Raw genomic sequence first — 14,963 nt, 5'->3', positions numbered from 1 at the left:
TCAGGAGTAATGTGAAGTCAAGAATATAAAGGAGAAGAGAGATGACAAAGGGATATATACATTCCCTGGAAAGCTTTGGCTCTGTTGACGGTCCCGGAGTACGATATGTGATATTTACTTCCGGCTGTGCAATGCGCTGCCAGTTCTGTCACAATCCGGATACCTGGAATATGCAGTCGGGAACACCTTATACAGCGGATGAGCTGATCGCAAAGGCTGTAAAATACCGAACCTACTGGGGAAGTAATGGGGGTATCACCGTCAGTGGAGGAGAACCGCTTCTTCAGATTGATTTTCTGACAGAACTCTTTCAAAAAGCAAAAGAAGAGGGAATTCATACGACGCTCGATACAAGTGGGCAGCCATTTACAAAAGAAGAACCATATTTTCAAAAGTTTCAGAAACTGATGGAAGTGACTGATCTTGTGATGCTTGATCTTAAGCATATTGATGAGGAACAGCACCGACTGCTGACCGGACACACCAACCGTAATATACTGGAGCTTGCCGATTATCTGTCAGACATCAGAAAATCAGTATGGATCCGGCATGTGCTGGTGCCGCAGAGAAGTGATGAAGATGTGTATCTGAATCGTCTTCGTGACTATATTCGGACACTTCGTAATGTTGAGAGAGTTGAGATCCTTCCATATCATACATTAGGAATATATAAGTGGAAGGAATTGGGGCTTACGTATTCGCTGGATGGAATTGAGCCACCGACAAAAGAGCGGATTAAGAATGCAAATCAGATTCTGGAAACTGAAAAGTATTATAATCAGTTCAAATAATAGAAAAAGCGACAGGACGATTACGGAACCAGTATGGAGCTCTGTATTCGTCCTGTTTTTCCATCTGTTAATTTATATCAGATGATGAATGAAACAGATGCTCTACGTAATTCTGCATCGTTAAAAATCATTAAAATCACCTCAATATCAATATGTACATAGTATGTGCAATATGAAGAGAATTATATGTGATATACAAGTAAAAATATAAGAACTGTCAGAATATGACAATTTACTCAATTAAAGTCTTGAAACATGTATGAAAATAGGCTAATATAAATTCTATAGATTTTTTCTAAGGAAGGATGAGAACCATGAATCTGAAAATTGGTGCGATTAAAGGAGATGGAATTGGTCCGGAGATCGTAACGGAAGCAATGAAGGTCCTGGATAAAGTTGCAGAGGTGTATGGGCATACCTGTGAATATACACAGCTTTTGCTTGGAGGTGCTTCGATAGATGTTCACGGTATTCCGCTTACAGATGAGACCATTGCAGAGGCAAAGGCATGTGATGCAGTATTGATGGGATCCATCGGAGGAGATGCGAAGACTTCTCCCTGGTATCAGCTGGAACCGTCAAAAAGACCGGAAGCCGGATTGTTAAAGATCAGAAAGTCTTTGAATCTGTTTGCAAATCTGAGACCGGCGATCTTGTATGATGAACTGAAGGGAGCATGTCCGCTGAAGGAAGAGATCACGGAAGGCGGATTTGATCTGATGATCATGCGTGAACTGACAGGTGGTCTTTATTTTGGCGAGAGAAAGACGGTGGAAGAAGATGGGGTACTGACAGCGTATGATTCTCTTACTTACAATGAAACTGAGATCCGCAGAATTGCAAAGCGGGGATTTGATATCGCGATGAAGCGCAGAAAAAAAGTGACCAGTGTTGATAAGGCAAATGTGCTGGATTCCTCCAGACTTTGGAGGAAAGTAGTTGAAGAAGTCGCTAAAGATTATCCGGAAGTGACTCTTGAGCACATGCTGGTTGATAACTGTGCGATGCAGCTTGTAAAGGATCCAAAGCAGTTTGATGTAGTGCTTACTGAGAATATGTTTGGAGACATCCTTTCAGATGAAGCAAGTATGGTGACTGGATCTATCGGTATGCTTGCCAGCGCAAGTCTGAATGAGACAAAATTCGGGTTATATGAGCCCAGTGGTGGTTCAGCACCGGATATTGCAGGAAAAGGAATTGCCAATCCGATCGCAACGATTCTGTCTGCTGCAATGATGCTTCGTTTCAGCTTTGATCTGGATCAGGAAGCAGATGCAATTGAAAAAGCAGTAGAGAAAGTATTGAAAGATGGATACAGAACAATTGATATTATGTCGGCCGGAAAGACACAGGTTGGAACTGCCCGTATGGGTGATCTGATTGCAGAGAATATCTGAAGATGTATTTATATATATTGATATAGAAGAGGAAAGGATATAAAAAGATGAGAAGTGATACAGTTACAAAGGGAAAACAGCAGGCGCCACACCGGTCATTGCTTAATGCGCTGGGGCTTACAGAAGAAGAGATGAATCGTCCGCTGGTCGGTATCGTCAGTTCTTATAATGAGATCGTTCCGGGACATATGAACCTGGACAAAATTGTAAATGCGGTAAAGCAGGGAGTTGCCATGGCAGGCGGAACACCGATCATGTTTCCTGCAATTGCGGTATGCGATGGAATTGCAATGGGTCATATCGGAATGAAGTATTCTCTGGTAACCAGAGATTTGATTGCAGATTCTACAGAGGCGATGGCGATGGCACATCAGTTTGATGCCCTCGTTATGGTGCCAAACTGTGATAAGAATGTACCGGGACTTTTGATGGCGGCAGCAAGAATTAATGTTCCGACCATATTTGTAAGTGGCGGCCCGATGCTTGCAGGTCATGTCATGGGACAGAAGAGAAGTCTTTCCAGTATGTTTGAAGCGGTAGGAGCTAATGCGGCAGGAACATTGTCTGATGAAGGATTATGTGAATTTGAGAATAAGGTATGTCCGACCTGCGGATCCTGCTCTGGTATGTATACAGCAAACAGTATGAACTGTCTGACGGAAGTACTTGGTATGGGACTTCGCGGAAATGGTACGATTCCGGCTGTATATTCTGAGAGAATACGTCTTGCCAAGAAGGCAGGTATGAAAGTGATGGAACTTCTTGAGAAGAATATCCGTCCAAGAGATATCATGACAGAAGATGCGATTCTGAACGCATTGACTGTAGACATGGCGTTGGGATGTTCTACAAACAGTATGCTTCATCTCCCGGCAATTGCCCATGAGATCGGTATGGATTTTGAAATTGATTTTGCAAATGGTATCAGTGAAAAGACACCGAATCTCTGTCATCTGGCACCGGCTGGTCCGACCTATATGGAGGATCTGAATGAGGCGGGCGGTGTATATGCCGTAATGAACGAGCTGAATAAAAAAGGTCTTCTTCACACAGACTGCATGACAGTAACAGGAAAGACGGTAGGGGAAAATATCAAGGATGCAGTAAACAAGAATCCGGAAGTTATTCGTCCGATTGACAAGCCATACAGTCAGACAGGCGGTCTTGCAGTATTAAAGGGCAATCTTGCGCCGGATGGAAGTGTAGTAAAACGTTCTGCAGTTGTACCGGAGATGCTTGTACATGAAGGACCGGCAAGGGTGTTTGAATGTGAAGAGGATGCAATTGATGCAATTAAGGGTGGCAAGATCGTTGCCGGAGATGTCGTCGTTATTCGTTATGAAGGGCCTAAGGGTGGACCGGGTATGCGTGAAATGCTGAATCCGACCTCTGCGATTGCAGGTATGGGACTTGGTTCCAGCGTTGCGCTGATCACAGACGGACGTTTCAGTGGAGCGTCCAGAGGAGCATCCATCGGACATGTATCACCAGAGGCGGCAGTAGGCGGACCAATCGCTCTGGTTGAAGAGGGAGATATCATTAAGATTGATATTCCAAACATGAAACTGGAACTGGATGTATCAGATGAAGAACTTGTAAGAAGAAAAGAAGCATGGCAGCCAAGAGAGCCAAAGGTTACAACCGGATATCTTGCAAGATATGCATCCATGGTGACTTCAGGAAACAGAGGAGCAATTCTGGAAATACCAAAAGTAAAATAATAGTAAAATAGAACAGGGGAACAAGAGAAGATGCAGTTAACAGGAGCAGAAATCGTGATCGAATGCCTGAAAGAACAGGGCGTGGATACTGTATTTGGGTATCCGGGCGGCGCGATTTTAAATGTATATGATGAGTTATATAAACACAGCGATGAGATTACACATATCCTGACCTCACACGAGCAGGGGGCATCCCATGCAGCAGATGGTTATGCCAGAGCGACCGGTAAGGTAGGTGTATGCTTTGCGACCAGTGGTCCGGGAGCAACAAATCTGGTTACAGGAATTGCGACCGCATATATGGATTCCATTCCGATTGTTGCTATCACATGTAATGTAGGTGTTTCTCTTCTTGGAAAGGACAGTTTTCAGGAAATTGATATTGCCGGAATTACAATGCCGATCACGAAGCATAACTTTATTGTAAAAGATGTAGAACAGCTGGCAGATACGATCCGCAAGGCTTTTGTGATTGCGAAAAAGGGAAGACCGGGTCCTGTACTGATCGATATTCCAAAGGATGTAACTGCTAATAAGGCAGAGTATCGGAAAGCAGAGATACAGCCGGTACGTCCGCGGAAAGATATATGTCAGGAGGATATCCAGACGGCACTTCAAATGATTCGCAAAGCAAAAAAACCATATATATTTGTGGGTGGAGGAGCTGTACTTTCCGGTGCAAGTGAAGAACTCTATACATTTGTGAAGAAGGTGGATGCACCTGTGACTGATTCCCTGATGGGAAAAGGAGCATTCCCGGGAGACGATCCGCTGTATACAGGTATGCTTGGCATGCATGGCACCAAGACTTCCAACTATGGAGTCAGTGAATGTGATCTGCTGATCGTAGTCGGTGCGAGATTCAGTGACCGTGTGACCGGCAATGCAAAGAAGTTTGCCAAGAATGCCAAAATTCTTCAGATTGATGTGGATCCGGCAGAAATGAATAAAAATGTGATTATTACAGACGGTGTGGTCGGTGACATCAAAGTAGTACTGGGTATTCTGAATCAGGAACTGGAGCAGCTGAATCATTCTGAATGGATCGAAAAGATCATGGAATACAAAGAAAGATATCCGCTGTCTTACCATCCGAATGTACTGACAGGGCCATATATTGTTGAGGAGATTTATCGACAGACAGAAGGAGAAGCGATTATCGTAACAGAGGTTGGACAGCATCAGATGTGGGCCGCACAGTATTATAAATATACCAGACCAAGAACATTCCTGACATCAGGCGGACTTGGAACCATGGGATACGGACTTGGTGCATCCCTTGGGGCAAAAGTTGGAAGGCCGGATAAGACGGTTGTAAATATAGCAGGTGACGGATGTTTCCGTATGAATATGAATGAGATTGCTACTGCAGTACGCCATAATATTCCAGTCATTCAGGTAGTAATCAATAATCATGTACTTGGAATGGTTCGCCAGTGGCAGAATCTTTTCTACGGACAGCGTTACTCGGCAACGGTACTCAATGATGCTGTAGACTTTGTAAAACTTGCAGAGGCTATGGGAGCAGAAGGTATCTGTGTTACCACACAGGAAGAGTTCAGGAATGCATTTTCCAGAGCACTTACACTGGGCAGGCCTGTTGTCATTGACTGTCAGATCGACTGTGATGACAAGGTATGGCCGATGGTTGCACCAGGCGCACCAATCAATGAAGCATTTGATGAAAAAGACCTGGAAGACAGAAAGTAAATACGACGAAGGGAATTGGAGGAACAACTATGAGCAGAGTGTACAATTTTTCAGCAGGACCGGCGGTATTGCCGGAGGAAGTATTAAGAGAAGCGGCAGAGGAGATGTTAGATTACAACGGAACTGGCATGTCGGTAATGGAAATGAGTCACCGCTCGCAGGCGTTTAAGGAGATTATTGAGACAGCGGAAGCTGATATCCGTGATCTGATGAACATTCCGGATAATTATAAAGTATTATTTTTACAGGGCGGAGCATCGCAGCAATTTGCCATGATTCCGATGAATCTTATGAAGAATGGTGTGGCAGACTATATTGTTACAGGACAGTGGGCAAAAAAAGCTGCAGCCGAAGCCGAAAAGTATGGAAAAGTAAACATTCTGGCATCTTCGGCAGATAAGACATTTTCTTATATTCCGGATTGTTCTGATCTTCCGGTATCTGAAGATGCAGATTATGTTTACATATGTGAAAATAATACAATCTATGGTACGAAGTACAAAGAACTTCCGAACACGAAAGGGAAAACACTGGTGGCAGACGTATCTTCCTGCTTCCTGTCTGAACCGATCGATGTCAGCAAATATGGTGTTGTATATGGTGGAGTACAGAAAAATGTAGGCCCTGCAGGAACGGTTATCGTGATCATCCGAGAAGATTTGATTACGGACGATGTTCTTCCGTGTACACCGACCATGTTAAAGTATAAGACGCATGCTGATGCCGGATCTTTATACAATACACCGCCGGCATACGGAATCTATATCTGCGGCAAGGTGTTCAAATGGCTGAAAAAGCAGGGCGGTCTTGCTGTTATGAAAGAAAAAAATGAACAGAAGGCAAAGATTCTTTATGATTTTCTTGATCAGAGCAGGCTTTTTAAAGGAACTGTAGTTCCAAAAGATCGTTCACTGATGAATGTTCCGTTTGTGACCGGAGATGCCGACCTGGACGCAAAATTTGTAAAAGAAGCAAAAGCGGCCGGACTGGAAAATCTGAAGGGACATCGTACGGTAGGAGGTATGCGTGCAAGTATCTATAACGCTATGCCGATCGAAGGTGTGGAAAAGCTGGTTGAATTTATGAAGAAGTTTGAAGAGGAGAATTTATAATCATGTATAAGTATCATTGCCTGAATCCGATCTCTGGCGTAGGATTGGAAAAATTTACAGAAGATTACGCTCCGGTGAGTACACCGGATACTGCAGATGCAATTCTTGTCAGAAGTGCAGCCATGCATGACATGGAGTTTGCGCCGGAACTGAAGGCTGTTGCAAGAGCCGGAGCCGGTGTGAATAATATTCCACTGGAAAAATGTGCTGAACAGGGGATCGTTGTATTTAATACACCAGGTGCCAATGCAAATGGTGTAAAAGAACTGGTAATTGCCGGTATGCTTCTTGCATCCAGAGATATCATTGGCGGTATCAGCTGGGTTCAGGAGAATGAAGAAGACGGCAATATTGCCAAGGATGCAGAGAAAGCCAAAAAAGCGTTTGCAGGATGTGAATTACAGGGAAAGAAACTTGGAGTTATCGGCCTTGGTGCAATCGGTGTACTGGTTGCTAATGCTGCAGATCATCTTGGAATGGATGTCTATGGCTATGATCCGTACGTATCTGTAGATTCTGCATGGAGACTTTCCAGAAACGTTCACCATGCAACGAATGTGGATGAGTTATATGAGCAGTGTGATTATATTACTATACATGTTCCTGCGCTTGACAGTACAAAGGGTATGATCAGCCGGGATGCCATCGGCATCATGAAGAAAGGTGTGGTTGTTCTGAACTTTGCCAGAAATGTACTTGTGGATGAGGAAGCTATGGTTGATGCACTGGTATCCGGACATGTGAAACATTATGTGACAGATTTCCCGACACCGGAGATTGCTGGTGTAAAAGGAGCAATTGTAATTCCGCATCTTGGAGCATCAACAGAAGAATCAGAGGATAACTGTGCGAAGATGGCGGTGAAAGAGCTGATGAACTATCTGGAGAACGGCAATATTACAAATTCTGTTAATTATCCGGATTGTGATATGGGACTTCGCGGCAATAACACGAGAATTCTTCTTTTGCATCATAACGTTCCGAATATGATCGGGCAGTTTACAAAGATCCTTGCAAGAGATAATATGAATATTGCAGACCTTACGAATAAGAGTAAAGGAAAATATGCTTATACTATGATTGATGTTGATTCAGAAGTGCCGGAGGGTGTTGCAGAGGAATTACGGCAAGTGAACAATGTGTTAAGAGTTCGTGTCATTTCTTAGTCCAAAATTAATCTATTTGTAAGAATACCTTAATTGAGAAATTAGTTGGAGGAGTGTAAGATATTTTAAAAGAAAAGGGACTGTTGCAAAAATAATCTGTATGTCAGAAAGATATTTTGCGACAATCCCTTTTATCTGATTATATGAATTATCCTCTGTGTAATTCCAGTAACTGATGAATCTTCTTGGTTGGGTCAAGAACCTGTCCAATGGTAATATCATGGTTAAATGAATCGATGATCAGAGCGATAAATTTACTCATATCTGCAACTACAAAATAGGGCTTTTCCTTTGTTACCGGAGGCAGATAGGTCAGATTCGTCGTAATGACACGATCGATGTAACCCTTATTATAAAAGTCATCAAATTTTTCGAAGCCTTCTGTAAATAATCCGAAGCAAGTGCAGACAAATACGCGGTTTGCACCACGTTCTTTAATCTGTTTTGCGACATCCAGCATACTTTCTCCGGAAGAGATCATGTCATCTACGATGATGACATCTTTACCATCGATACGGTCTCCCAGAAATTCATGTGCAACGATCGGATTCTTGCCATTCACTACGGTTGAATAATCTCTTCGCTTGTAGAACATGCCCATATTAACCCCAAGCACATTTGAAAAGTATACAGCACGATGCATAGCACCTTCATCAGGACTTACAATCATCAGATGATCTTTGTCAACTTTAAGATCCGGCTCGGCCCGTAACAGAGCTTTCATAAACTGATAAGGCGGATTAAAATTGTCGAATCCATGCAATGGAATGGAATTCTGAACACGTGGATCATGAGCATCGAAAGTAATAATATTGCTGACACCCATTTCTACGAGTTCCTGAAGTGCCAGTGCGCAGTCAAGGGACTCCCTTTTTGTACGTTTGTGCTGGCGGCTTTCATACAGGAACGGCATAATTACATTCAGACGATGCGGTTTTCCGTTTGCAGCTGATATGATACGTTTCAGATCCTGATAATGATCATCCGGAGACATGTGATTCAGGTGGCCGTTGACGGTGTAAGTCAGGCTGTAGTTGCATACATCAACCATAACAAAGAGGTCGGTTCCCCGGATTGATTCCTTCAGCAGTCCTTTGGCTTCCCCGGAGCCAAAACGTGGACAGGGACATTCGATCAGATAGTTGTCTCGCTGATAGTTGTAGTAAAGCGGAGAATCCAGGGATTCTTTCAATGTGTCTTGTCTGAACTGGACAATATAATCATTTACTTTTTCCCCAAGCTCCCGGCAGGATTCCAGCGCCGCAATCTTAAGCGGAGCGACCGGAAGCGCTGATTCCATTAATTTGATATTTGGCATGATACAATCTCCTGTTTTGTTCGTATTTATAACACTCATATTTATTTATATCACTTTTTCTATAAAAAGGTCAACTACTGATTGAACTATTTAGGAAAGGTAATGTATAATAAGAGAGTTAAAGGAAAAAGAAACAGTAGAAATAGAGGAGAGTTAAAATGAGTAAACCAGTAGTTGCTATTGTCGGAAGGCCAAATGTAGGGAAGTCAACCCTTTTTAATGTACTGGCCGGTGAGATGATATCCATAGTGAAAGATACTCCGGGAGTGACCCGGGATCGTATCTATGCAGATGTCTCCTGGCTGGATAAAGAATTTACCCTGATCGATACAGGAGGTATTGAGCCGGAGAGTAATGATATCATCCTGTCACAGATGAGGGAGCAGGCACAGATTGCAATCGATACTGCAGATGTTATTATCTTTATTACAGATGTGCGGCAGGGAATGGTGGATGCAGACTCCAAGGTTGCGGACATGCTCAGACGTTCCGGAAAACCGGTTGTTCTTACCGTGAATAAAGTGGATAATTTTGATAAATTTATGCCGGATGTATATGAATTCTATAATCTGGGAATCGGTGATCCTTCACCGATCTCAGCTTCTTCAAGGCTTGGAATCGGTGATATGCTTGACCGCGTGACCGAGTATTTTCCGGAGCATACAGGTGAGGGTGAAGAAGATGAGCGCCCGCGTGTTGCAATCGTGGGAAAACCAAATGTAGGAAAGTCTTCCATTATCAATAAGCTTCTGGGAGAGCAGAGAGTCATCGTGTCAGATATTGCCGGAACGACCAGAGATGCGATCGATACAGATATCGTATACAATGGGAAAGAGTATGTATTTATCGATACAGCAGGGCTCAGAAGAAAGAACAAGATCAAGGAAGAACTGGAACGTTACAGTATCATACGTACGGTGACGGCTGTGGAACGTGCAGACGTGGTTCTTGTGGTGATTGATGCGACGCAGGGTGTGACTGAACAGGATGCAAAGATTGCCGGAATTGCCCATGAACGTGGAAAGGGCATTATTGTTGTGGTGAATAAGTGGGATGCCATAGAGAAGAACGATAAGACGATGCGTGAATATGAGAATGAGGTTCGTCGTGTGCTTTCATTTATGCCATATGCGGAGATTATGTATGTTTCTGCCGAAACAGGACAGCGTCTGAACAGATTATATGATATGATAGATATGGTGATTGAGAACCAGACGATGCGGGTGGCAACCGGCGTACTGAATGAGATCATGACAGAGGCTGTGGCCATGCAGCAGCCGCCTTCAGACAAGGGAAAGAGACTGAAACTGTTCTACATTACGCAGGTAGCAGTTAAGCCGCCTTCATTTGTAATATTTGTAAATGATAAAGAACTGATGCATTTTTCATACACCAGATATCTGGAAAATAAGATTCGTGAGGCATTTGGATTTAGAGGAACCGCGCTGAAGTTCTTTATACGGGAGAGAAAGGAAAAGGATAGCTAGATATGGAACGTCTGATATGTGTGATAATCGGATATGCATTTGGACTGATACAGACCGGTTATATCTATGGAAAAAGACAGGGAGTCGATATTCGGAAAAAGGGAAGCGGAAACGCAGGAACTACGAATGCGCTTCGAACGATGGGATGGAAAGCTGGTCTGGTCACGTTTCTCGGTGACTGTTTTAAGTGCGTCTTTGCTGTGGTTCTCATACATCTGATCTACGGGAAGAGTCATGCGGATATGATTCCGATGCTTTCCATGTATGCAGGAATGGGGGCAGTGTTGGGGCATAACTATCCATTTTACCTGAAGTTTAAAGGCGGAAAGGGAATTGCTGCGACTGCAGGGCTGCTTGTGAGCACGACGAATATATGGATTGTACTGATCTGTCTTGTTGTATTTGTCGGAATTGTAGGAGTGACCAGATATGTGTCATTGGGCTCTCTTGCAGTTGTGATCATCTATCTGGTAAGTGTGATTGTATATGGCCAGATGGGCGGATTCGGCATTATGGATAACGGATATCTGTATGAAATGTATGCAATTGCTGCATTTCTGATGATATCTGCATTCTATAAACATAAAGAGAATATAAAAAGACTTTTATCCGGCACGGAGAATAAGATCAGTGTTGGAAAAGGTAAATAAAGAAAGGAAAGAATGATTATGGCAAATGTAGGCATTATGGGAGCAGGCAGCTGGGGAACTGCACTGGCGCTTTTGCTTCACAAAAACAATCATCATGTAACCGTATGGTCTATCAGTGAGGATGAAGTCCGTATGCTTTCAGAAAAGAGAGAACATACCAGCAAGCTTCCGGGAGTAAAGCTTCCGGAGAATATGGTATTTACCTCGGACATGAAAGAAGCAATTCAGGGAAAGGACTTTATTGTGCTGGCAGTACCGTCACCATATACAAGAAGCACTGCACGCAATATGAAGCCGTATGTTGCAGACGGACAGATTATTGTTGATGTGGCAAAGGGAATTGAAGAAGATACATTAATGACTCTGTCACAGCAGATTAAAGAGGAGATTCCGCATGCAGATGTGGCAGTGCTGTCAGGACCAAGCCATGCTGAAGAAGTAGGACGCGGGCTTCCGACAACGGTATGTATCGGAGCAATGACTGAAAAGACTGCAAAATATCTGCAGGAAATGTTTATGAATGAAGTATTCCGTGTGTATATCAGCCCGGATATGCTGGGTATGGAGCTTGGCGGAAGCCTGAAAAATGTTATAGCACTTGCTGCAGGTATTGCAGACGGAATGGGATATGGAGACAATACAAAGGCGGCTCTGATCACCAGAGGAATTGCAGAGATTGCAAGACTGGGTGTGAAGATGGGCGGCGCGGTTGAAACATTCAGCGGTCTTACCGGAATCGGAGACTTGATTGTTACATGTGCCAGCGTTCACAGTCGTAACCGAAAAGCCGGCTACCTGATGGGGCAGGGGAAATCCATGCAGGAGGCGATGGATGAAGTTCAGATGGTGGTAGAAGGAGTATATTCTGCGAAAGCTGCAGCAAAACTAGGAAAGAAATATGGTGTGGCTATGCCGATCATCGACAAAGTAAATGAGATTCTTTTTGAAGGAAAGGATCCTAAGGAAGCAGTGAATGAACTGATGCTTCGTGACAGTAAAGCGGAGCATACAGCTCTTCCATGGAAAGAATAGATCTCAAAGGGACTGTTATTATTAACAGTCCCTTTTTAAGTCTGAATTTACAGATCTGCATGTTCTTTAACATATTTTATGAAATCTAATATAACCGGAGGCTGGTAAATATCTTTTAAAGTTGCCATGTAGAAAAGACGTTCCCAGGAGGGGGTAGTGATTCCAATCTTTTTTACAGGCATATATTCCAGTAATGGCATATCCGGGATAATTGCAATTCCGAATCCGGCGCTGACGAGTCCGGCAATTCCCTGGTCTTCTTCCATGGAATATGCAATTGGAGGATATCCTCCGCATTTCATAAACAGTTGATCGATGATCTGACGAAGTTCGCAGCCTTTCGAAAATACGATCTGTGGATATTCAAGTGTATCCTTTAATTCAATGGTTTGATATCTTTCAAGAGGATGTCCGTTTGGTACGATCAGAACCAGTTTCTGTCGAACGATAGGAACAAAGTCAATCAACGGTTCGTTTTCCATCAAGGAACAAAATGCAATGTCATATCTGCGGTCTTTTAATCCCTGTATCATGTCGGTTGTAACACCTGTGGAACTATGAAAATAGAAATCAATTTTTTTCTCTGGCCTGGAGTCAAGAAATCCCTTGATGTAGTTCGGAACAATAGCACTGCTTAGTGTACGAAGTTCAACAATATCTATACGGCCTTCTCCGTTTCCGGTCATTTGAAGTTTATTGACGCTTGAATCCAGCATGCTTAATGCCTGCTCAACATCTGTGAGAAAGGCCTGTCCACATTTGGTAAGTGCAACATTCCGTCCATCTTTTTCGAAAAGCTTAACCCCAAGTTCCTTTTCGAGAGAAGCAATCGCATGGCTCAAACTCGGCTGCGTGATTGCAAGAATCTCTGCAGCCTTTGTATAGTGCTCGAGATGGGCCAATGTCACAAAATATCTTAAATGATACAGATTCATATATCCGGCCCCCTTTCTTCAATTGTTGTAATTATATACATTATATTAACATGAACATCAAACAATTTCCTATGAATAAAATCTATAGATTATAATATTCGGAAATCAGTTCTAAGGGTTGGAAATTACTGCATATATTCTAATAGTACATGTGGAAGGGGAAGAAATATGGACAATTTTGATTTATACAAAGACATAAAGGCAAGAACAAAAGGGGAGATCTACATCGGCGTAGTTGGTCCGGTCAGAACAGGAAAATCTACATTCATCAAAAGATTTATGGATGTACTTGTAGTACCGCATATGCAGGATGAACATGCAAAAGAGCGTACAAGAGATGAGCTTCCACAGTCTGCTTCCGGAAGAACGATTATGACGACAGAACCAAAGTTTATTCCCAAAGAGGCAGCTCAGATTACCCTGTCGGAGGATGTGACAGTGAAAGTTCGGTTGATAGATTGTGTGGGTTACATGGTCGAAGGTGCTTCCGGGCATGAAGAAGACGGAGAAGAACGGATGGTAAAAACGCCCTGGTTCGAGTATGAAATTCCGTTTACGAAAGCAGCCGGAATCGGAACCCGCAAAGTGATCCATGACCATTCTACGATTGGAGTTGTCGTTACGACTGATGGAAGTATTACAGATATTCCAAGGGGAAATTATAAGGAGGGAGAGGGAAAAACAATCCGGGAGCTTCAAAGTATCGGAAAGCCATTTGTAGTACTGGTGAATTCAAAAAAGCCATATGGAGAAGAGGCAAGAAAGGTATCTCAGGAGTTGGAGCAGCAATATGGTGTGAAGGCAATACCTGTCAACTGTGAGCAGCTGAAAGAAGAAGATATCTATCAGATCATAGAAGCGGTACTGTATGAATTCCCGGTGTCTGAAGTGCAGTTCTATATTCCCAAATGGGTAGAGATGCTTTCACGTTCTCACAGAATCAAACAGGATCTGCTGGTACATATCCGGGAACTGATGGATCGTTTCCGGGAAATCAAAGACGTGGTGGAAGGAATAGAAGTTCCGGAAAGTCCTTATATAGAGGACATGAAGGTGGAGAAGGTTGAGATGGATACCGGATGTGTGAAGGTTCGGATCAATGTTGCTGAAAGGTATTATTATGAGATGCTGAGTGAGATGACAGGAACACCGATCGGGGGACAGTATGAACTGATCACTGTAATGAAAGATCTGTCAAAACTGAAGATGGAATATGAAGGAGTCCGGGACGCATTTACAGCAGTCCGGATGAAAGGATACGGTGTAGTGAGTCCGCGAAAGGAAGAGATTACACTGGAGGAGCCAACGATTATCAGACAGGGCAATAAGTATGGTGTAAAAATTCATTCGGAGGCACCGTCCATCCACCTGATCCGTGCAAATATTGAGACAGAGATTGCACCGATTGTGGGAAATGAGCAGCAGGCGAATGATCTGATACAGTACATCAAAGATGCGAAAGACAGGGATGGTGGGATATGGGGAACCAGTATATTTGGAAAATCTATTGAAGAACTTGTGATGGACGGTATGCAAAATAAGATGGCAATGATCAATGAAGAGAGTCAGGTAAAATTACAGGATACCATGCAGAAAATTGTCAATGACAGCAATGGTGGACTTGTATGTATTATTATATAAATG

General features: G+C 43.2%; 12 protein-coding genes. 10 read left to right on the top strand and 2 right to left on the bottom strand.

Annotation, left to right across the window (positions count from 1 at the left end; translation table 11 throughout):
- Positions 1-41: 41 nt before the first annotated feature.
- From pflA to JQM82_RS01550, 6 genes are all read left to right on the top strand, one after another.
- Positions 42-791 carry a pyruvate formate-lyase-activating protein gene (gene pflA, locus JQM82_RS01575; protein ID WP_235248162.1) on the top strand — a complete coding sequence of 250 codons (750 nt, stop codon included), beginning with the start codon at positions 42-44 and terminating at the stop codon, positions 789-791.
- 314 nt (positions 792-1,105) lie between these two features.
- Positions 1,106-2,188 carry a 3-isopropylmalate dehydrogenase gene (gene leuB, locus JQM82_RS01570; protein ID WP_235248161.1) on the top strand — a complete coding sequence of 361 codons (1,083 nt, stop codon included), beginning with the start codon at positions 1,106-1,108 and terminating at the stop codon, positions 2,186-2,188.
- A 47-nt stretch (positions 2,189-2,235) separates the two neighbouring features.
- Positions 2,236-3,909, top strand: coding sequence for a dihydroxy-acid dehydratase (ilvD, locus tag JQM82_RS01565; protein WP_235248159.1), 1,674 nt, complete (start codon positions 2,236-2,238; stop codon positions 3,907-3,909).
- Positions 3,910-3,939: 30 nt separating this feature from the next.
- The gene (ilvB, locus tag JQM82_RS01560; RefSeq protein ID WP_235248158.1) at positions 3,940-5,619 is read left to right on the top strand and encodes a biosynthetic-type acetolactate synthase large subunit; all 1,680 of its coding nucleotides are present in this window, start codon (positions 3,940-3,942) and stop codon (positions 5,617-5,619) included.
- Between the two features lie 29 nt (positions 5,620-5,648).
- A complete protein-coding gene (gene serC, locus JQM82_RS01555; RefSeq protein ID WP_235248157.1) occupies positions 5,649-6,731 on the top strand; it encodes a 3-phosphoserine/phosphohydroxythreonine transaminase in 1,083 nt (360 codons plus the stop codon).
- A 2-nt stretch (positions 6,732-6,733) separates the two neighbouring features.
- Positions 6,734-7,897 (top strand): phosphoglycerate dehydrogenase, encoded by a 1,164-nt coding sequence (locus JQM82_RS01550; protein WP_235248156.1) that lies wholly within the window; start codon positions 6,734-6,736, stop codon positions 7,895-7,897.
- 148 nt (positions 7,898-8,045) lie between these two features.
- Here the strand turns inward: JQM82_RS01550 and JQM82_RS01545 are convergent, their stop codons facing one another.
- Positions 8,046-9,215 carry a ribose-phosphate pyrophosphokinase gene (locus JQM82_RS01545; RefSeq protein WP_235248155.1) on the bottom strand — a complete coding sequence of 390 codons (1,170 nt, stop codon included), beginning with the start codon at positions 9,213-9,215 and terminating at the stop codon, positions 8,046-8,048.
- A 158-nt stretch (positions 9,216-9,373) separates the two neighbouring features.
- Between JQM82_RS01545 and der the strand changes: the two genes are divergently transcribed.
- From der to JQM82_RS01530, 3 genes are read left to right on the top strand one after another with little or no spacing between them, the layout of a single operon-like run.
- The gene (gene der, locus JQM82_RS01540) at positions 9,374-10,702 is read left to right on the top strand and encodes a ribosome biogenesis GTPase Der (protein WP_235248154.1); all 1,329 of its coding nucleotides are present in this window, start codon (positions 9,374-9,376) and stop codon (positions 10,700-10,702) included.
- Positions 10,703-10,704: 2 nt separating this feature from the next.
- Positions 10,705-11,352 (top strand): glycerol-3-phosphate 1-O-acyltransferase PlsY, encoded by a 648-nt coding sequence (gene plsY, locus JQM82_RS01535; RefSeq protein ID WP_235248152.1) that lies wholly within the window; start codon positions 10,705-10,707, stop codon positions 11,350-11,352.
- A gap of 18 nt (positions 11,353-11,370) precedes the next feature.
- Positions 11,371-12,384, top strand: coding sequence for an NAD(P)H-dependent glycerol-3-phosphate dehydrogenase (locus JQM82_RS01530; protein WP_235248150.1), 1,014 nt, complete (start codon positions 11,371-11,373; stop codon positions 12,382-12,384).
- Between the two features lie 47 nt (positions 12,385-12,431).
- On the opposite strand, the gene JQM82_RS01525 is transcribed toward JQM82_RS01530, so the two are convergent.
- Positions 12,432-13,319, bottom strand: coding sequence for a LysR family transcriptional regulator (locus tag JQM82_RS01525; RefSeq protein WP_235248149.1), 888 nt, complete (start codon positions 13,317-13,319; stop codon positions 12,432-12,434).
- A 168-nt stretch (positions 13,320-13,487) separates the two neighbouring features.
- Here JQM82_RS01525 and spoIVA point away from each other — a divergent pair, with 168 nt between their 5' ends.
- Entirely contained in the window at positions 13,488-14,960 is a 1,473-nt protein-coding gene (gene spoIVA / locus JQM82_RS01520; RefSeq protein WP_235248148.1) for a stage IV sporulation protein A, read from the top strand.
- Positions 14,961-14,963: the final 3 nt, after the last annotated feature.

Origin of the sequence: Faecalicatena contorta (genome assembly GCF_021531995.1) — a bacterium.
Classification (GTDB): Bacteria; Bacillota; Clostridia; order Lachnospirales; family Lachnospiraceae; genus Dorea_A; species Dorea_A contorta_A.
Note: the sequence above shows the minus strand (reverse complement) of the source record. Positions and strands in the feature narration are given on the sequence as shown.